The 19,035-nt window shown below is 40.1% G+C and carries 17 protein-coding genes; 4 read left to right on the forward strand and 13 right to left on the reverse strand.

All coding sequences use genetic code 11. From position 1 onward, the window contains the following. Positions 1-409: 409 nt before the first annotated feature. The 4 genes from C509_RS0114075 to C509_RS0114090 all read right to left on the reverse strand — a co-directional run bounded on the left by C509_RS0114075 (position 410) and on the right by C509_RS0114090 (position 4,481). Positions 410-1,918: a tripartite tricarboxylate transporter permease gene (locus C509_RS0114075; RefSeq protein ID WP_018707564.1), complete on the reverse strand. Its 1,509-nt coding sequence runs from the start codon at positions 1,916-1,918 to the stop codon at positions 410-412. Positions 1,919-1,933: 15 nt separating this feature from the next. Continuing rightward, positions 1,934-2,413, reverse strand: a complete 480-nt coding sequence (locus C509_RS0114080) for a tripartite tricarboxylate transporter TctB family protein (protein WP_018707565.1) — start codon at positions 2,411-2,413, stop codon at positions 1,934-1,936. Positions 2,414-2,424: 11 nt separating this feature from the next. Further along, a complete protein-coding gene (locus tag C509_RS0114085) occupies positions 2,425-3,411 on the reverse strand; it encodes a tripartite tricarboxylate transporter substrate binding protein (RefSeq protein ID WP_018707566.1) in 987 nt (328 codons plus the stop codon). A gap of 95 nt (positions 3,412-3,506) precedes the next feature. Beyond that, positions 3,507-4,481, reverse strand: coding sequence for a tripartite tricarboxylate transporter substrate binding protein (locus tag C509_RS0114090; RefSeq protein WP_018707567.1), 975 nt, complete (start codon positions 4,479-4,481; stop codon positions 3,507-3,509). 511 nt (positions 4,482-4,992) lie between these two features. Between C509_RS0114090 and chrS the strand changes: the two genes are divergently transcribed. From chrS to chrA, 3 genes are read left to right on the forward strand one after another with little or no spacing between them, the layout of a single operon-like run. Continuing rightward, entirely contained in the window at positions 4,993-5,484 is a 492-nt protein-coding gene (chrS, locus tag C509_RS0114095) for a chromate efflux transcriptional regulator ChrS (protein ID WP_018707568.1), read from the forward strand. A 32-nt stretch (positions 5,485-5,516) separates the two neighbouring features. Further along, positions 5,517-6,128 (forward strand): chromate efflux transporter ChrB, encoded by a 612-nt coding sequence (gene chrB, locus C509_RS0114100; protein ID WP_018707569.1) that lies wholly within the window; start codon positions 5,517-5,519, stop codon positions 6,126-6,128. Then, positions 6,125-6,667: a chromate efflux transporter ChrA gene (chrA, locus tag C509_RS0114105; protein ID WP_018707570.1), complete on the forward strand. Its 543-nt coding sequence runs from the start codon at positions 6,125-6,127 to the stop codon at positions 6,665-6,667. The genes chrB and chrA overlap by 4 nt, the downstream gene beginning before the upstream one ends. Before the next feature lie 65 nt (positions 6,668-6,732). Here the strand turns inward: chrA and pdxR are convergent, their stop codons facing one another. Continuing rightward, positions 6,733-8,112, reverse strand: coding sequence for a MocR-like pyridoxine biosynthesis transcription factor PdxR (gene pdxR, locus C509_RS0114110; protein ID WP_018707571.1), 1,380 nt, complete (start codon positions 8,110-8,112; stop codon positions 6,733-6,735). A gap of 197 nt (positions 8,113-8,309) precedes the next feature. Here pdxR and C509_RS0114115 point away from each other — a divergent pair, with 197 nt between their 5' ends. Continuing rightward, on the forward strand, positions 8,310-8,924 hold the full coding sequence (locus C509_RS0114115) for an FMN-binding negative transcriptional regulator (RefSeq protein WP_018707572.1): 615 nt from the start codon (positions 8,310-8,312) through the stop codon (positions 8,922-8,924). Positions 8,925-9,085: 161 nt separating this feature from the next. Here C509_RS0114115 and C509_RS0114120 read toward each other — a convergent pair whose 3' ends face one another. The 8 genes from C509_RS0114120 to C509_RS0114155 form a co-directional block, all read right to left on the reverse strand. After that, positions 9,086-10,645, reverse strand: a complete 1,560-nt coding sequence (locus tag C509_RS0114120) for an ABC transporter substrate-binding protein (protein ID WP_018707573.1) — start codon at positions 10,643-10,645, stop codon at positions 9,086-9,088. Positions 10,646-10,691: 46 nt separating this feature from the next. Further along, complete coding sequence (locus tag C509_RS23990) at positions 10,692-11,789, reverse strand: C45 family autoproteolytic acyltransferase/hydrolase (RefSeq protein ID WP_018707574.1); 1,098 nt, start codon at positions 11,787-11,789, stop codon at positions 10,692-10,694. Between the two features lie 472 nt (positions 11,790-12,261). Continuing rightward, the gene (locus tag C509_RS0114130; protein ID WP_018707575.1) at positions 12,262-13,821 is read right to left on the reverse strand and encodes an ABC transporter substrate-binding protein; all 1,560 of its coding nucleotides are present in this window, start codon (positions 13,819-13,821) and stop codon (positions 12,262-12,264) included. 34 nt (positions 13,822-13,855) lie between these two features. After that, positions 13,856-14,953, reverse strand: coding sequence for a C45 family autoproteolytic acyltransferase/hydrolase (locus tag C509_RS23995; RefSeq protein ID WP_018707576.1), 1,098 nt, complete (start codon positions 14,951-14,953; stop codon positions 13,856-13,858). Positions 14,954-14,994: 41 nt separating this feature from the next. Further along, positions 14,995-15,978 carry an ABC transporter ATP-binding protein gene (locus tag C509_RS0114140; RefSeq protein WP_018707577.1) on the reverse strand — a complete coding sequence of 328 codons (984 nt, stop codon included), beginning with the start codon at positions 15,976-15,978 and terminating at the stop codon, positions 14,995-14,997. Next, positions 15,962-16,975, reverse strand: a complete 1,014-nt coding sequence (locus tag C509_RS0114145; RefSeq protein ID WP_018707578.1) for an ABC transporter ATP-binding protein — start codon at positions 16,973-16,975, stop codon at positions 15,962-15,964. Before C509_RS0114145 ends, C509_RS0114140 begins: the two co-directional genes overlap by 17 nt. Positions 16,976-17,015: 40 nt before the next feature. Further along, positions 17,016-17,915, reverse strand: coding sequence for an ABC transporter permease (locus C509_RS0114150; RefSeq protein ID WP_018707579.1), 900 nt, complete (start codon positions 17,913-17,915; stop codon positions 17,016-17,018). An 11-nt stretch (positions 17,916-17,926) separates the two neighbouring features. Next, positions 17,927-18,877, reverse strand: coding sequence for an ABC transporter permease (locus C509_RS0114155; protein ID WP_018707580.1), 951 nt, complete (start codon positions 18,875-18,877; stop codon positions 17,927-17,929). Positions 18,878-19,035 lie beyond the last annotated feature (158 nt).

Genomic DNA, 19,035 nt, shown 5'->3' on the forward strand with positions numbered 1-19,035 from the left:
GTGATAAATGGTTGAAAGTGATCAATAGACTCTCCCCTTTGTGTATTTTCAGACAATTACCTTCCAGAACAAAATTTTCTTGTCTTTGAACTGCCTCTTATAATACTCTATAGCGGCAGCAGTTTCAGCTTCAAGTCATTTAATAGAGTTCAAGCCTTTCACATGACATCTTCTATACTATTAGGACAAAATCCTGTATACAATGCGACAGAAAGTTTGTCGAATTTAAAACAGGTCATGCTGAAACACCATGCCAGCATTAAGCAAACCGCTGTTTTTCAATGCGGTTCCCATGGAATCCCAATTTTTTTCTGAAAGTCATCCATTCTTCTTTTTCTTTAAAATTACTCAGTTTTTGAAAGAGTAGTCGTCTGCCACTTTTTCCAAGGCTGGAACTACCTCTTAAACACTAACTGACTTTTTGCATTTGTTCTTTTGCTTTCTGGCCGGCCTTAAAATTATTGTAAACTCCATACACCATGGATAATACAGCCAAAATAATTAATATCCCCGATATCGGACGGGTTAAAAACAAGGTCAGATTAGAGTCTATAGAGACCGCCTGCCGCAGGTTTTCCTCCACCATGGGTCCAAGTATTATTCCCAGGATAAATGGCGGGAGAGGAAATTGATTGGATTTCATCCAATATCCGATTAATCCAAAGATCAACAATACCCATACATCAAAAATACGATTGTTTACAGCGAAACTTCCCAAAACACAAAGTAAAAGAATGACCGGCACCAAGTAATGCTGCGGAATTTGATTTATCTTTAGAAATACTTTAATCCCAAAGCTCTGTACAATAAGCATTAAAAATGCAGCCAAGAACAGTGAGATGAAGATACCGTAAACTAAGACAGGCTGATTCTGCATGAGTAACGGACCAGGCTGAATTCCATGAATCAGCAGTGCCCCCAACATCATGGCTGTTACAGCGTCACCCGGGATTCCAAAAGCAAGCATCGGGACAAGCGCCCCTCCAATGGAAGAGTTATTTGCCGATTCGGCTGCGATGACCCCGTCTTGTGTACCTTTTCCGAAGCTCTCTGGCTTTTTTGAAAATTTCTTGGCAATGTCATAGCTCAAAATATTTGCGATACTGCCGCCTGCGGCAGGCAAAATGCCAACAAGGGTACCGATGAGACTGGACCTGATGACATTAAGCTTGGACTTCCACATATCTCTGATCACTTTGAATACAGGATAGGCAACATTCGTTTGATCTCCGACATTAAGAGCTTTCGGAGGATTCTTAATATCACCCAAAAGTTGGGAGAAGGCAAATAGGCCGATCAGTACTGGCAGGAAGTTGAAACCTGCCAACAGTTCGCTAAATCCAAACGTAAAGCGTTGCGTACCCATTAACGGATCTGATCCAACAAGGGCAAACATAATCCCTACCGTTCCGGCAATGAGTCCTTTTATCAAAGAGCCTTCACTCAGACTGGCAATCGCACTGATTCCAAACAACATGAGGGCAAACATTTCCCAAGGTCCGAATTCAAGTGCCCATTCCGCCAAAAGAGGCGCCATAAAAATAAGAATAATCCCGGAAATGACTGTTCCCACGAATGAGGACCATAATCCCAAAGCTAAGGCCCTTCCAGGTTCACCGTTTTTCACCATTGGATACCCATCAAAGGTCGTTGCCATAGCGGACGGTGTTCCGGGTATTCCAAGTAGACAGGCAGTAATGAGACCGCCTGAACTTCCTCCCACTTGCACTCCCATCATCAAAGCAATTCCATCAACAGGGGCCATGCCAAAGCTAAACGGAAGTGTTAGTGCTACCCCCATTGTGATTGTAAAACCGGGAATACTGCCAATGATGATTCCGGCAGTTACGCCGATCAACAGAATGAGGAGCGTGTGGAAGTTTAAGATATTTTCAAAGCTTAACAGAATATTTTCCATTATTTCTACTCTCCTCTAAAACAACAACCCTGCAGGAAGGAACACAGACAGCGCCTTTTGGAAAATTAAATATAAAAGGTATGTTAAAGCGACAGCTCCCAGCAAGACCACCCAAATTTTTTGTCTCTTTGCAGCCAGCAAATAATATAGTGCGATCATAAACAAAACAGATGATATAAAGTAGCCGATATATTCAAGCAGCAAAATATAGATGCCAAAAATAAGGAAGGTGAAAATCACCTTCTTATTTTCTTGAAGCAGTGATTTCGGAGATGCTGTTGTTTTGGACTCTTTTTCTTTTGTCATGCGAATAATGCTTTGTATCAATAAACAGATGCTTAAAAAAGCAACGATGCCTATGACAATTTTCGGAAAAAAATCTGCTCCTGTCTTTCCATAACTGCGGTCCGGAATAAGCAAAACCCCGTAATAAGCTAAGGAGCAGAAGGCTAAAAGTATAATTGAGTTTACGAGGTCTCTTTTTGCTTTAATCAAAGGTAATCCTCCTATTTATCAACCAAGCCACTGTTTTTCAACGAAGCTTCCATATCTTTTTCAATATTCTTCAAGAGCTCTTCGTATTCGCCATTCTTTTTAAAGTTCACATCCGTCGCCAGTTCTGCCATTCTCTCTTTGAAGGAGTCTTTTCCAGACACTTCTTCAAGTGCACCCGCAAGCTTTTCGACAATTTCGTCAGGTGTTTCCTTTGGCGCAAGAATTCCACGGTTTACGGCAGAAACGACATCAATTCCCTGTTCTTTAAGGGTCGGGATATCCGGAAGCTCGGGGCTCCTTTCTTCTCCTGTATAGCCCAGCAGTTTCATACGATTATCTTCGAAGTAATCTTTTCCTGCTGCAACGGATACACTTCCCAAATGAACATCATTCCCAACAACGGCCTTCATTCTTTGGGCCGTGCCGTCAAATCCGACGATATTAAATTTAATGTCTGCTGCCGTTTCAATCAGGGCAGGCTCCAATTGGGAGATGGATCCAATGGAAGCGGCATATGTAATCTTTTCCGGGTTTTTCTTTGCATCTTCAACAAGCTCCTCCATGTTTTTCCATGGATTTTTTGGACTTGTAGCAATCATGTTATAGGTGGATGTCATATTTGCAATCGGTTTAAAGTCAAAGTATCCAAAATCGGCTTGTCCAGTTATTTGCGACATCGGTACAGAATCATGTACGGCAAGTAGTGTATATCCATCAGGCTGAGCATTTAGCGCTTCCTGGGCACCAATTACTCCACTTGCTCCAGCAATATTCTTAATAACAACCGTTTGATCAAGAACTTTCTCCAACTCTTCAGCTATGATTCGGTTAATCGCGTCAGTATCCCCGCCAGCATCCCAAGGTACTATTAATTGAATAGGTTTCTTTGGATAACCATCAGCTTCTGACCCGCCTCCACTGCCGCTTTTAGAGCTGCATGCAGCTAAAAGCAGAACAAATAATAATGATAGTACTATACATTTTGAAAGTCTTTTCATGTTGAATTCCTCACATATTTTTTATTTTGCTAATGGTTTTGAATTTTCAGCAGCCAACACTTTCCTGGATTAGAAAACGTGAACTTACTGCTACATTACTTTTTTAACAATCCGCTGTTTTCAAGCGATTTTTTCATTGTCTCTTCGGATATTTTTATAAACTCGGTATATTCTTCTGTATTCTTAAAATTTACATCTGTGCCCATTTCTTCAATCCGATTTTTAAATGAGTCATTATTAGCAACTTTCTCCAAGGCATCGCTCAATCTTTTAATCATCTCTTCTGGCGTATCTTTCGGTGCCGCAACTCCCCTGTTAGTCCCAGTTACTACATCAATCCCTTGCTCTTTCAACGTTGGTACATCAGGCAGTTCCGGATTTCTTTCTTCCCCTGCGTAACCCAGCAATTTCATCCGGTTACTGGAGATATAATCTTTTCCTGCTGCAACAGATACACTGCCCAAGTCTACGTCGTTTCCTACAACAGCCTTCATCCGTTGGGCTGTACCATCAAAGCCCACAATATTGAATTCAATATCAGATGCAGTTTGGATTAACGCGGGGTCTAATTGGGATGTCGATCCTATCGAGGCAGCATATGAAATTTTCCCCGGATTTTTCTTTGCATCTTCCACTAACTCTTCCATTGAGTTCCATGGATTGTCAGGATGGGTGGCGATAGCATCATAAGTCGAAGTCATCATGGCTATCGGTTCGAAGTCTGAAAATCCAAAGTCGGCTTGTCCGGTTAATTCAGACATGGTCACTGAATCATGGACAGCTAGAATAGTATAGCCGTCAGGCTTTGCAGTCAATGCTTCCTGTGCACCGATCACACCGCTCGCCCCTGCAATATTTTTTACAACAACAGTCTGCCCAAGCTCTTTTTCCAGTTCCTCTGCAATAATCCGATTGATGGCATCGCTATCGCCGCCGGCATCCCAAGGTACGATAAATTGAATCGTTTTATTCGGATAGTCATCCGTCTTGCCTCCAGCCTCATCTGATCCGCAAGCGGCTAAGAGCAAGGAGAAAATAAGCAACAGGCTCCATAAAGTCCTTTTCTTCAATTAAAATGTCCCCTTTAAGAAAAAATGTTTTCTCCGATTGTATTATGTAATGAAAAACGTTCAATATTTGCATTTTATTTAGAAAATTTAAATTTGTCTCTCCCGAAAAATATACCCCCTAATAACAGAATTTTTTACATAAATAGATTTTTACATTTTTTATCCTACGAGATAATAGTTAGGTTGTCAATATTATTTGTAACAAAATGAAAAGTTGTATCTAATTTACCTTTCCTTTAATCAAAAAACTATAAGTTATACTTTCCTTTTGTTTATCATTATATAATGAAATGTTCAATACGCTATCGTTCTCCTCATCTCATTAATTTTAGTAATATTTTCCGTTTATTATTGTTGATTTCGCAAATCTTTTTGATTATAGTTAATCATAACGAAAGGTATTTGTTATTAATTTTTACTATACGTAAATATTTTCATTCTTTACTATTTCACGTAAGAATACTACGATATGGCGAGATGGTTTTTATCTTTTTAAAAAGGAATGTGGTCAATGAAAAAGAATAATGATTTTGACGCAAATCATATGCCAGCCATGAAATTGAATGAAACGGACAAAAAGATCATTGAAATATTATTGGAAAATGCCCGAATTTCGTATACTGACCTTGCCAAGGAAATCGGATTGTCCAGAGTGGCCGTTCAGTCCCGCATCCAATCGCTGATTGAAGATGGGGTCATTGAACGATTTACGGCTGTGGTGAATCCGATAAAAGTGGGCATTCAGGTCTCCGCTTTTTTCAATGTGGATGTAGAACCTAAATATCTCGACGAGATTGCCGAAAAGCTTGCTCTGCATCCGGCAGTCACAAGTCTTTATCATATGACAGGACCCAGCACTCTCCATATGCATGGGGTCTTTAAGAGCATGAAAGAAATGGAAGACTTTTTGCTTGAAACACTATATTCAACAAAAGGGATCATGCGCGTTGATACCCAAATGCTTTTAAAACGATATAAAAGCAGAATGGGGCTCAAACTTTAAACTTTGCATTTCAAAAACAGGAGGGATTGGAGATGGACCTCAAAGAGTATGTAGCACTGTCTGGTGCCATGCTAAGAGTTGGGATTTTTGGTTATGGAGGAGGACCTTCCGTCATTCCTCTGTTCCGCCATGAAGCTGTTACTCGTTATAAATGGATGACCGATAAAGAATTCGGTGAGCTCTTGGCTTTTGCCAATGCTTTGCCAGGGCCAATTGCCACAAAGCTGGCTGCTCAACTCGGCTATCAACAAAAAGGGGCCATGGGAGCGGTAGTGGCAATTCTTGCCCATATTCTGCCCACTACCATTGCAATGGTTGCCTTACTGGGAGCCTTGTATGCCATGAAAGAATCAGTGATCGTAGCAGGAATGATTGCTGCTGTAAGGCCGGTCATTGCTGTCTTGCTCGGGATTACCGCCTATGAGTTCTGTGCAAAAACCTGGGGTGGACTTGGAAAGATCATCGGAGTTGGATTCGGGGTTATCGCTTTCTTGCTGCTTGGTGTACTGGACGTCCATCCAGCTATTGTAATTATTACTTTTTTAGCATATGGCACTGTCCATATTAAAGTATTTAATTGGGCCAAGCGGAAATGGGGCGGAAAAGAAAGCATCAAACAAAATAGCGGAGGAATGCCATCATGATTTATTGGGATTTATTTTGGGCTTTTTTCGTAGCCAATATATTGGGTTACGGAGGAGGTCCGGCAACCATACCGTTGGCACAGCAGCAGGTAGTGGACCATTATGGATGGATGACAAATACCGAGTTTGTTGACATGCTGGCCGTCGCAAACGCCCTTCCGGGCCCGATTGCAACCAAAATTGCAGCGTTCGCCGGTTATCAGGAAGCCGGCTGGCTTGGTCTCATTGTTGCAACAATAGGCACAGTAGCCCCATCTGCTATTGCTATTATTGTATTATTAAAGATATTGAATCACTTTAAACAATCGCCTATCGTTAAGGGGATGACGATGTTAGTACAGCCGGTTATCGCTGTTATGATGATACAGCTTACATGGCAGTTCAGCTCAGTCTCCTTCGATTCCATCGGCATGTGGCAATCCGTTTTTATCGGCGTAATTTCGCTGGTTGCCATCGTTTGGTGGAAAATCCATCCTGCCATCATGATCGTAGCCGCTTTTGTGTATGGAGGAGTCGTTTTGCCGTACATGATGGCTTAATATTTTTGAAAAATGGACTGAAAAATATTCAAAACCGACTGTTTAATGGAGAACAGTCGGTTTTGTTATGTCCAGGCCGCTTTTAAAAGGGAGACCCCTTTTACGATCTCAGTTGGGGTTAAATTACTAAACCCCAGCTTTAATAGTGGGTCACTTGGATAATCGGCAATAAAGTGAGGAAAGGTCGAATAGATTCTAACGCCTTGTTTTTGAGCCTGTTTGATCAATAAATTTTCTGATTTGCCGAGGTGAGCTTGAATTAAAACATAAAGCCCCGATTGCTCACCAATAATGGTTATTTTATCTTGAAAAGCCTTTCGGAGCTCTGATACCATTAATTGCATTTTACGTTGGTAAACGAGCCGCATCCTTTTAATATGGCGAAGCCATTCCCCTTCTTCCATCAATTTGGCCACGGTGAGTTGATGAAGTTTTGAAGCTGTATGTTGAAACATGCCAAAGGTTTTTTTATATTCGGACAAAATGGGCTCAGGCAGCACCATATAGCACATACGAAGTCCAGGAAGAAAAGCTTTTGAGAAATTTCCGATATATATAACCCTCGTTGCATCAATTGATGACAGTGCTGGAAACGGCTTTTGCGTATAGCGAAACTCACTATCGTAATCATCTTCAATAATATAGCCATCGCGGTTGTTCGCCCATTGAATGAGTGCCTGTCTTTGTTGAATCGGCATCGTGACACCTAATGGACATTGGTGAGATGGAGTGACATAAATGAGTTTCGATTGAAATTGGTCCAATTTGGAAAGATCAGCACCGTTTTTTTGAATGGGCAGTGTTTCAAGTTGGAACTTGTGTAAGTCAAACACTTCACGGGCGCCATCGTAACCGGGGTTTTCAACAATGATGCTATGATATTTTTCTTTTAATATATGACCAATATTAAGAAGCATTTGTTGTGTGTTGCTGCCAATGATGACAGCGTCCGAATTCGTCTCAAGACCCCGTGATTGAAATAAATATTTGGCAATCTCTAATCGAAGCACTTTTTCTCCGAAAGGATCGCCATAAGTATAGCTTGCTGGCATTGTTAATATTTGGTTGGTCATTTTCCGCCATGTTTTTACTGGAAAATGTGTGGGATCCACTGCACCGGCCCGGAAGTCTACAAGTATCTCTGGCGATGCCTGAGAAACCTCTCTCTTCATTTTTGTTTCAGGATTGTTTAACAGTAAAGGTTCTAAGAGGTTAACGAAATACCCCCTTCTTCCTTCCCCACGAATATAACCTTCAGCAACGAGTTGTTCATAAGCGGTAAGTGTTGTATTTCGACTCACACCCAGCGATTCTGCCAATTTCCTAATAGATGGCAGTTGCTCATTCGCCTGAACGTCTCCCTGTTCAATGAATGTTTTTAGTTTTTCATAGATTTGTTTATATTTAGGACACTTATCGTGCAAAGCGAAAATCATGTCTTTCATTTTTATCCACTCCTTTGACACGTGAAAAAGATTAAAGTTGTATCTTTTTTCATGTCAGACTTTGCACTACTATAATATTGCAGATGCAATGAAGTTGGCAAGTAAGCGTTATAAGTACAATTAAAAAACATAGCAAGTCAATAGTTGTCTTCATAATGATCATAGACGAACTACGTCTTAGTGAAAGGGGTAAGGATATGTACATTCCTAAACATTTCAAGATTGAAGAGGAAGCGGAGAAGTTTAAGATAATGAGAGAAAATAGTTTTGCGACACTGTTTTCTCTACATCAAGGGGCTCCTTTTGCAACACACCTTCCTTTGCTATTGAGTGAAGACGGCAGTCATTTATCAGGGCATTTTGCTCGAGCGAATCCTCAATGGAAGGACATTGAAAACCAAACAGTTTTAGCCGTATTCCAAGGGCCACATAGCTATATTTCTCCATCGTGGTACGAAACAAATCAAACCGTGCCAACTTGGAATTATGTTGCCGTTCATGTGTATGGTGAAATGAAGCTAATCAATGATGAAGAGGAAATAATGACTGATTTTCGTAAAATGACAGAAGTATATGAAGCAAAAAAGAGCTTGTATCGATTGGAAGTTGTGGATCCAAAGATAATGTCCAATTTGAATAAAGGAGTTCAAGCATTTAAAATTCATATTTCTCATATTGAAGGAAAAGCAAAGTTAAGTCAAAATCACTCAACCGAAAGACAAAATCGAGTTATTTCTCATTTGTCAAAAGGGGGTAATGAAAATGACCGGCAGATTGCCAGGTTGATGAAAACGAATCTGGACATTGATTAAAGAAAGTTAAATGGATTTCTCTGTAAAAAGACCTCTTATTGAATGGGGACCTTATAGATATTTTAGGAAATTTCCGCTGTTTTAAAAGAAAAACTGGCAAAATCCGTTTAGAGGTAAGCCAGTTTTTCTGAATGTTTAATCATTCTCATAAATGTCTTAGATTAGTCAGACTTTGTCGTATTCCAAAAAACAGGACCATGGAACATCTCAAAGTTTTTAACATTTGTGCGGATAGCGGCAACACTGTCTACATCCCCAAATTTAATAGCAGGCAGGTAGTTCCAAGATTCCTCTTGAAGTTTGCCAAATATCTCTTTAGCCTCCTCATCAGAAGGAGCAACCATCAATTGATCCAACAATTGATCGATTTCTGGACTATTCGACCAACCGGTATAATTAATTCTGGAATCTAAATAGTTAATTTGCGTTGGGTCAGTGGCCACTTGATAACTCATTGGCATTAAATCATAAAATTTATCGTCTTCCCTGACTTCCATCAAAGTTGCCCAATCATATATCTCTAACTTAGATTTAACCCCAATCTTTTTGAGGTTTTCCTGAATAACAACCGCTGTATGATATTGTTCATTATAATCCTTTGTTGTTAATATTGTTAGTTCTTCCCCGTTATAACCGGCTTCTTTAAACAATTTTTTGGCCGCTTCCGGGTCATATTCATCGTACTTGTCTTTCCCCTTGTCACTGTACCAGCTTACATACTCCTTTGATAATAATCCATGTTCCGGAGTATAAAACTTTTCGTCCGTGAAGGCCGCCATCATTACCTCTTTTTTATCCACCGCCAAGTTTAACGCCTGTCTGGCTTTCTCATTGGAAAATAACCCGTTGCGTTTATTAAAAATAACTGTGTTAAACCCATTCGGGTAGGTGAGTGCTTCCAGATTTCCATCACTTTCCAAAGCAGGAAAATTATCATGAGGAATTTCAAGTGATACATCGTACTCCCCCGTTTGTATTCCGGCAGTTCTGGTTGATTCGTCTGGAACTATGTGGAAAACCAATTCATCAACCATCGGGTCTTTTTTGCCGACCAAGCCATCAGGTTCATTTTTAGGAGACTGGTATTCTTCGTTTTTTACCATCTTAATATATTGATCCTGTTTCCACTCTTCGAGCTTGAACGGGCCTGTCCCAATGTATTCCTTAACTCCGGCTTTTGGTGCAGTGTCGATCACTTCTTTTGGCATAATAGCCGGGAAATTGATATTAGTAGCTAATATATACTTTGCGATTGTAAATGGCTTATCCATTTTTAATACAACCGTATAATCATCTTTTTTTACAAATTCGGATTTGGAAAAATAGGTGTTTGCCTTTCCATTTAATTCTCTCCAGCGCTCCATAGAAGCTACGACATCATCAGCCGTCATTTCTTTTCCGTTATGGAATTTAACACCTTTTCTTAATTTGAATGTGATGCTTTTGAGATCTTCACTGGATTCAAATGACTCTGCCAGCAATGGTGCAGCCTCATTCCTTTCATTAAAGGCCAATAGTGATTCAAAAATATTACGTCCGATTTCGGTCGTGGCCACCGAAACAGTGGCATGTGGATCCAAGGTAGGCGGTTGTGCCATATAAGCGACATTTAGCGTACCGCCTTTTTTATCACTATTTCCACTTTTTCCAGCATCTTCAGATGACGAAGCACAGCCAACCAACAAAAAGACGATCAAAAAAGGTACCAGTATTTTTTTCACGGTCTTTCCTCCGTTATTTTTTATGATTTTCCACATATAAAAATCATTACATTGTTACCGCTCTTATATGATCTATTTCTTCGAATGTTCCTTCCTGACCTACACGTAATAATGCCCTTCTTTCCGATAGATTCATAATAATAGAGAAAATTGTTTCTACCTTTCGATACTCTGGTGCGTTTTCATTTTCAAAATGATTAATGGAGCATGGTTTATTCAACGTATCCGATAACCATCTCTCAAACGTTTGCTCATTGATTGGTTCTTTAGCAGCTATGCTTGTTTTAATAAGTTGATCAGCCCTTTTCTTTCGAAGAATTGAATCTTCAAACCGAACATCATTCATGTCATTTACATGTTTTTTAATGACATTCGAGCAAATATGATTTGTGTGGGTCAACCATCCATCGTCTCCACCTACATAATCAACCCCAAAAGGAGAGACCTCCAGATTCACTGTCATTCCATTTCCATCGCCATCATCATAGCCAATTAAAAAATTTCCGGAAGCAGCTATTTGCCCATTTGATATCTTGGAAATTGCTTCGGCTTGGGAATATGAGTTTAATACGGCTCGATATCCAAGATGCAACGGTACTTTGTTTGTCCCTTTATCTGTAACTAAAGCATTTAGACAAAAACCTACTCCTGCTGAGTTAAAACCAATTTTCCCAATGATCCCTCCTTCGGTTACCATTGTTATGCGTGGGGTATTCTTAGCTTGTATATCAAGCAATAGCAAACTGTTTTTTTGTGATGCCGTCCAATCCCAGGTTTGGCCGATGATCGTGTCTTTAATGATGGGGCTGGAAACCGCCATGGACGTGCAACCATCCGAAAAAACTTCCCCTATATTCGTCAGGGCTATTTCACTTCGGGCATTTAATGCCAAGATATCTTCAAAATCTACTCCCGCTCCCTCTGCAATCCCTTCCATTTCTTCAATCATCCGCAGGTCATATTTTTCAATCGCGTCTAAATGAATCAAAGCGTGATCCCTTGCCTCTTGCCAACTCATTTTTTTGGCTACGTAAAATAGCCTTTCATACGCTTCCAGACTATTCATCACTTCTTGTTTCCCTTGGCTCCCATGCTGGAATCCTATTTCCTTTGCAGAGCCTTGGAGATGTAATCTTTTAACCATGAAGTGCATTCCTCCCTAAAAACTAAATATACAAGTGGCAAACTACCTGGTGCCATTTGCTTTTTGACTTATCGTTGGAATTTTTCTTTTTACAGCGCTCCATTGAATATGGACGATGAATGATAAACACAGCCTAATGGCACATTGTAAATGTTAGATGCAAAATGACAGCCCTTACATTTTGCATTTCATTCATTTACAAAGCTTGTTTTCACTTCCCTTCATCCTGTTAACTCATTATAAAAAATCTCCTAACAATAAAGTTGCACTATTGTTGGCGCTTTTTTAACTTTTTTGACATCTTTTTACTCAATTTTCATTATCACTGTAACCGTTACCTATTTGATGAAAAGTAAAAAACCAGCGTCTCCCCACTAAGCTTTCTTAGCGGAGGGACGCCTTTTATCATGTAATTGTGGAACCTTTTTCCGTGAATGGATCCGAATTATATTCAGTCGGCCAATGGGATAGATTAGTCAGACTTTGTCGTGTTCCAAAATACCGGACCATGGAACATCTCAAAGTTTTTAACATTTGTACGTACAGCGGCAACACTATCATAATCCCCAAATTTAATTGCAGGTAAGTAATTCCAAGATTCTTCCTGAAGCTTGCCGAATATCTCTTTAGCCTCTTCATCAGAAGGAGCAACCATTAATTGATCTAATAGTTTATCAATTTCCGGACTATTGGACCAACCTGTATAATTAATCCTGGAGTCTAAAAAGTTAATTTGTGTTGGATCAGTGACCGGGTTATATCCCATTGGCATTAGATCATAAAATTTATCATCTTCTCTAACTTCCATCAAGGTTGCCCAGTCATAGACTTCCAACTTAGATTTAACTCCAATTTTTTTAAGATTTTCCTGGATGACAACACCAATTTGATATTGGTCCTCATAATCTCTTGTAGTTAATATTGTTAGTTCTTCCCCATTATAACCAGCTTCTTTAAACAATTTTTTGGCCGCTTCCGGGTCATATTCATCATACTTGTCTTTCCCCTTTTCACTATACCAACTTACATACTCCTTAGATAATAATCCGTGTTCCTGCGTATAAAACTTTTCATCCGTGAAGGCAGCCATCATTACCTCTTTTTTATCCACTGCCAAGTTTAACGCCTGTCTAGCTTTTTCATTGGAAAATAGCCCATTGCGTTTGTTAAATACAACTGTGCTGAATCCTTCTGGATGAGTAACTGTTTCTAAATTCGCGTCACTTTCTATTGAAGGAACATTATCGTAAGGGATGCTAAGTGCTACATCATATTCACCCGTTTGAATTCCAGCAGTCCTGGTTGATGCATCCGGAACCATACGGAAAACCAATTCATCAACCATTGGCTCCTTTTTACCGACCAATCCATCAGGTTCATTACGCGGCGATTGATAATCTTCGTTTTTAACCATCTTAATATATTGATCCTGTTTCCACTCTTCGAGCTTGAACGGGCCTGTTCCAATGTACTCCTTAACTCCGGCTTTTGGTGCATTGTCGATCACTTCTTTTGGCATAATAGCCGGGAAGTTGATATTAGTAGCTAATATATATTTCGCGATTGTAAATGGCTTATCCATTTTTAATACAACCGTATAATCATCTTCTTTTACAAATTCAGATTTGGAAAAATAAGTGTTTGCCTTGCCATTTAACTGTCTCCACCGTTCCATAGAAGCTACGACATCATCCGCTGTCATTTCTTTTCCGTTATGGAATTTAACACCTTTTCTTAATTTGAATGTGATGCTTTTGAGATCTTCACTGGATTCAAATGTCTCTGCCAGCAATGGTGCCGCCTCATTCCTTTCATTAAAGGCCAAGAGCGATTCGAAAATATTACGTCCAATTTCACTCGTGGCCACCGAAACAGTAGCATGCGGATCCAAGGTAGGCGGTTGTGCCATATAAGCGACATTTAGAGTACCGCCTTTTTTATCACTATTTCCACTTTTTCCAGCATCTTCAGATGACGAGCCACAACCAACTAACAAAAAGACAATCAGAAAAGATATAAGTGCTTTTTTCATGGTGTTTCCCCCGTTTGTATATTTTTTATTCAAATTACAATGTTACTTCGGTCATTGTATCTATTTCCTCAAACTTTCCTTCTTGACCAATACGTAAGAATGCTCTCCTCTTTGATAAATTGATAATAATGGAAAAGATTGTCTCCATTCTCCGATGTTCAGGAGCATTTTTATTTTGAAAGTGATTAATAGAGCTTGGTTTATTAAATGTATCTGACAGCCATCTCTCAAATGTTTTTTCATTGATGGATTCTTTAGTAGCTATGCTTGCTTTTATGAGTTGGTCGGCTCTTTTCTTTCTAAGAATGGAGTCTTCAAATCTAAGTTCGTTCAAATCCTTTAACTTCTTTTTTAGTATCTCAGAACAAATATGGTTTGTATGAGCCAGCCATCCTTCATCGCCGCCTACATAATCAATTCCGAAAGGAGATACCTCCGGATTCACTGCCATCCCGTTTCCGTTGCCATCATCATACCCAATTAAAAAGCTGGCAGAGGCAGCAATTTGCCCGTTTGCAACTTTGGAAATTGCTTCAGCTTGAGAATATGAATTTAAGACCGCCCTAGTCCCGAGATGAAGCGGGATCTCGTTTGTCCTTTTATCCGCAATAAGAGCATTAAAACATAGACCGACTCCAGCTGAATTGAAACCTATTTTTCCTATAATTCCCCCTTCGGTCACCATTGAGATACGTGGTTTAGATTTAGCTTGAATATCAAGTAACAGCAAACTATTCTTTTGTGTTGCCGTCCAATCCCAAGTTTGGCCAATGATCGTGTCGTTAATAATAGGGCTGGTAATAGCCATGGTCGTACAACCATCAGAGTAAATATCACCTTTATTCGTCAGGGCGATTTCACTTCGGGCATTTAATGTCAAAATGTCTTCAAAATCTACTCCAGCACCATTCGCAATCCCTTCCATTTCTTCAACCATCTGTAAGTCATATTTTTCAATGGCATTTAAATGGAGCAACGCGAGTTCCTTGGCTTCAGACCAACTAATATTTTTAAATCCATAAAAAAGCCTTTCATATGTTTCTAAGCTATTCATCACTTCTTGCTTACCTTTGCTTCCGTGGCAGAATCCTATTTCCTTCGCAGAACCTTGGAGATGCAGCTTCTTAATCATAAGATGTATTCCTCTCTCTTATTTTATCTCACCCTTAAAAACTAGTTGTACAGGTGGCAAGCAACCTGGTGGCCATTTTCTCCTTGACTGATTGTTGGAATTTCCGATTTACAACGATCCATGGCGTAAGGACACCGGGTATGAAAAACACATCCTGACGGCAGATTTGTTGGAGAGGGGACATCTCCTTTAATGACAATTCTTTCTTTTTTTCTATGAGGATTGGCAATCGGTATGGCAGATAGCAAGGCCTGGGTATAAGGGTGCATTGGATTTTTAAAAAGTTCATCAGTTGGTGCCAATTCTACAATACTGCCCAAATACATTACTCCGATTCGATCGGAAATATGGCGAACAACACTTAGATCATGGGCAATAAATAAATAGGCTTGTTCAAATTCTTCCTGTAATTCTTGCAATAAATTAATCACCTGTGATTGTATAGAAACATCCAGAGCGGAAACGGGCTCATCACATATAATGACTTTTGGGGTGACAGCGAGTGCTCGCGCGAGTCCAATCCGTTGTCTTTGTCCTCCCGAAAACTCATGGGGATACCGGTAATATTGATCTCTGCGTAATCCGACCTTGTTTAATAGGTCCATGGCTTTTTCCATTCTTTCAGCCTTTGTACCGATACCTTGAATCTTCATGGGCTCCTCTATGCTGTAACCAATTCTTTTTTTAGGATTCAGTGAAGAATGTGGATCCTGAAAGACCATTTGCATTTCTTTCCTTATCGGCATAAATGCCTTCTCTTTTAATTGAAAGATATCCTTCCCCTTATATAAGGCGGTCCCAGAGGTAGGTTCTGTCAATCGTAAAATTGTTCTTCCGGTAGTACTTTTACCGCAGCCCGATTCTCCAACAAGCCCTAATGTCTCTTTTTCATATAAATCAAACGTTACATTATTAACCGCCTTAACCTGTCCAGTAACTTTGCCAAGCGGATTAGTTATTGGAAAATGTTTTTGTAAGTTTTTTACCTGGAGGAGAGGTTCCTGTTTCTCATACTGTTGCTGCATTATGTTCACCCTCCTTTTTTAAAAACTCATCAGCCTTCCAACATCTCACTTTTTGTCCATTATCTATTTCTTGTAGGACAGGTGCTTGACTCGTACAGTGATCGTCAGCAAATGCACATCTTGGGGCAAAACGGCAACCAGTTGGAACAGCCGTTAAAGGAGGAACCACTCCTTTAATCACGTGCAGTTTTTCCGTCCGGTCTCCGTCAAGCTGCGGAATCGACTTCAAAAGCCCCTTTGTATAAGGATGGAGCGGGCGGGAAAATAGTGCCCCCACCTCTCCCTCTTCAATCACCTGTCCAAGATACATGACGACCACCCGCTGACAAACTTCAGCTACGACACCAAGGTCGTGAGTGATCATCATCACTCCCATTTCCAGCTCTGTTTTCAATTCATCGATAAGGTCCAAAATTTGGGCTTGAATCGTAACATCGAGAGCAGTGGTCGGCTCATCTGCAATAAGTACTTTGGGCCTGCATGCCAAGGCCATGGCGATTAATACCCTCTGCCTCATTCCACCAGATAGTTCATGAGGATATTCATTGATTCTTTTTTCAGGAGCAGGTATGCCAGTAAGCCTCAGCATTTCTTCAGCTTTTTTATATGCTTCACCTTTACTCACTTTTTGGTGGATAACAATCACTTCAGCTATTTGATCCCCAATTGTTTGCACTGGATTCAAAGAAGTCATAGGGTCCTGAAAAACCATGGAAATTTTATTCCCACGTATATCCCGCATTTCAGCTTTGCTAAGCTGCAGTAAATTTTTCCCTTCGAACAGGACTTCACCTTCATATTTTGTTGTTTTTTCATTTAATAATCTCATGATTGATTCGGAGGTTACACTTTTACCGCATCCGGATTCCCCTACAATCCCTATAGTCTCTCCTTTGTTCACTCTAAAGGTGACATCATCAACTGCAGTGACAGGCCCTTCTTCGGTAGCAAAGGTCGTTTTTAAATGATTAACTTCTAACAGTGACTGACTGGACATCTTCAACCTCCTTAAGTGTGGTTCTTTACCTGGCTATTCATTATTTTTTTGCTTTATTCGATTGAGGGTCAATCAGATCTCGTATACCGTCTCCAAGCAGATTGGAGCCTAAAACAGCCAGCAAAAGAAATATGCCTGGAAATACAGTCATCCACCACGCCGTTTGAATGACACTTTTTCCGTCATATAAAATATTGCCCCAACTTGGCTCTGGTACCGGTATTCCCGCACCTAAGAAGCTTAATGATGCTTCTATAATCATGGAAACTGAAAATACATATGTGATTTGGACAATCAGAGGAGTAAGAACATTTGGCGCAATATGTGACCAAATGATCTTCCAAGAACTTGCTCCTTGGGCTCTTGCGGCCTCTATATAAGTCTGTTCTTTCACTACAAGAGCAGCCGAACGGACAATTCGCGCCACACCTGGTGTTTCAACAATGACAATGGCAATGACTACATTAATTGGTTTAGGTCCCATTACCGCCATAATGGCAATCGCCAGCAAAATTGAAGGAAATGCCATTAAACCATCAGCAATTCTCATCAAAATATGATCTAGTACCCGGTAATAAGAAGAATACATGCCAATAAATAGACCAAGGAAACCAGTAATGATTGCTACGGAAAGCCCCACAGCCAAAGACACTCTAGCTCCATAAACCACACGGCTGAAAATATCTCGACCAAAGTTATCTGTACCAAACCAATGCGTTGCATCTGGTGGTTTTAAACGGTTTACGGCCTCCAAATCATATGGGGTAAATTGGGCAATAAGTGGAGCAAAAAGTGCTAGCAAGGTGATGAGAAAAATAATCCCCCCGCCAATTACAACCATTTTATTAGCCCAAACTCGTCTGAGAAATAAAGCTCGTCTTTCTTTTGTGATTTCTTTTTTTCGCCCTTCCACATTCTGTTCTATTGCGTTTGAAATCATATCCTCACCCCCTACTTTTTATTTAACCGAACCCTTGGATCTACGACGCCATATAATAAGTCAACTAATAGATTAATGAATACATAAGTTGCCGCGATTAATAGAACCGTACCTTGAATTAAAACGTAATCTCTGCGTTGTATAGCGTTTACAATAAGTTGTCCTATTCCTGGTATATTGAAAACGACCTCAGTAACTACCGCTCCGGCTACTAAAGTGCCAAAAGCCTGGCCAACCACCGTTAAGATTGGGATCAGCGCATTTCTAAAAGCATGTTTGTAAATGATTACTCTTTCTTTCAATCCTTTTGCATGGGCTGTTTTAATATAATTCATACTTAATATATCCAGCATGGAGGATCTGGTCATACGGGCAATTAATGCGGCTTGAATAGCTCCAAGGGTAATTGCCGGTAAAATGAGAAACCTCAAGTGATTCCATAATCCTGCACTTAACGGTTGATATCCCGCAGCCGGAAGCCAATGCAATTCTACTGCAAATAAAAGGATTAGCAGAAGTCCAAGCAAAAAACTGGGTATAGAGATGCCAAGTAATGCGAATACCATGAAAAACTGATCTACTGCAGTCCCTCTCTTCGTAGCTGCCATAATTCCGAATGGAATAGCAATGATGATTGAGATCAGCTGTGCCAAAATAGCCAGGGATAAAGTAGGGCCTAAATGGCTTGTAAACGCTGTCAAAACAGGCATATCCAGATATAGGGAGTCCCCTAAATCACCTACCAAAATTCCGCTAAACCAATTGAGGAACTGTTGATAAATCGGTAAGTCTAAACCAAGCTCCGCCTGCAGCGCTTTAATATCTTCCGGCAGAGCTTCAGGCCCCAGAATGATTGATGCCGGATCACCAGGTGTCAGGTGTATTAAGAAAAAAACAACAATTGCCACTACAAGCATTACCGGAATAAGAGAGAGTAACCTCTGTAGTATATATATTCTCAAACTAATCCCCTCCTCTTTGTCCATCATCTTTTTTTGATCGCTAGAATGATAACCCTTTCATCATCATCTACAACTTGTAATTGCCTCTCACAATCCTATTGTTTGTATTATAAAAAAAATCCTAACAATAATTTTGCATTATTGTTAGGACTTTTTTA

Origin of the sequence: Siminovitchia fordii DSM 16014 = CIP 108821 (genome assembly GCF_000374565.1) — a bacterium.
Lineage (GTDB): Bacteria > Bacillota > Bacilli > Bacillales > Bacillaceae_C > Siminovitchia > Siminovitchia fordii.

Coding starts and splice junctions, on each gene's coding strand:
- chrB (WP_018707569.1), top strand. CDS start 5,517: ATGGACCTCAAAGAGTATGTAGCACTGTCTGGTGCCATGCTAAGAGTT.
- C509_RS0114115 (WP_018707572.1), top strand. CDS start 8,310: ATGTACATTCCTAAACATTTCAAGATTGAAGAGGAAGCGGAGAAGTTT.
- C509_RS0114130 (WP_018707575.1), bottom strand. CDS start 13,821: ATGAAAAAAGCACTTATATCTTTTCTGATTGTCTTTTTGTTAGTTGGT.
- chrS (WP_018707568.1), top strand. CDS start 4,993: ATGAAAAAGAATAATGATTTTGACGCAAATCATATGCCAGCCATGAAA.
- pdxR (WP_018707571.1), bottom strand. CDS start 8,112: ATGAAAGACATGATTTTCGCTTTGCACGATAAGTGTCCTAAATATAAA.
- C509_RS23990 (WP_018707574.1), bottom strand. CDS start 11,789: ATGGTTAAAAGATTACATCTCCAAGGCTCTGCAAAGGAAATAGGATTC.
- C509_RS0114145 (WP_018707578.1), bottom strand. CDS start 16,975: ATGTCCAGTCAGTCACTGTTAGAAGTTAATCATTTAAAAACGACCTTT.
- C509_RS0114140 (WP_018707577.1), bottom strand. CDS start 15,978: ATGCAGCAACAGTATGAGAAACAGGAACCTCTCCTCCAGGTAAAAAAC.
- C509_RS0114085 (WP_018707566.1), bottom strand. CDS start 3,411: ATGAAAAGACTTTCAAAATGTATAGTACTATCATTATTATTTGTTCTG.
- C509_RS0114150 (WP_018707579.1), bottom strand. CDS start 17,915: ATGATTTCAAACGCAATAGAACAGAATGTGGAAGGGCGAAAAAAAGAA.
- C509_RS23995 (WP_018707576.1), bottom strand. CDS start 14,953: ATGATTAAGAAGCTGCATCTCCAAGGTTCTGCGAAGGAAATAGGATTC.
- chrA (WP_018707570.1), top strand. CDS start 6,125: ATGATTTATTGGGATTTATTTTGGGCTTTTTTCGTAGCCAATATATTG.
- C509_RS0114075 (WP_018707564.1), bottom strand. CDS start 1,918: ATGGAAAATATTCTGTTAAGCTTTGAAAATATCTTAAACTTCCACACG.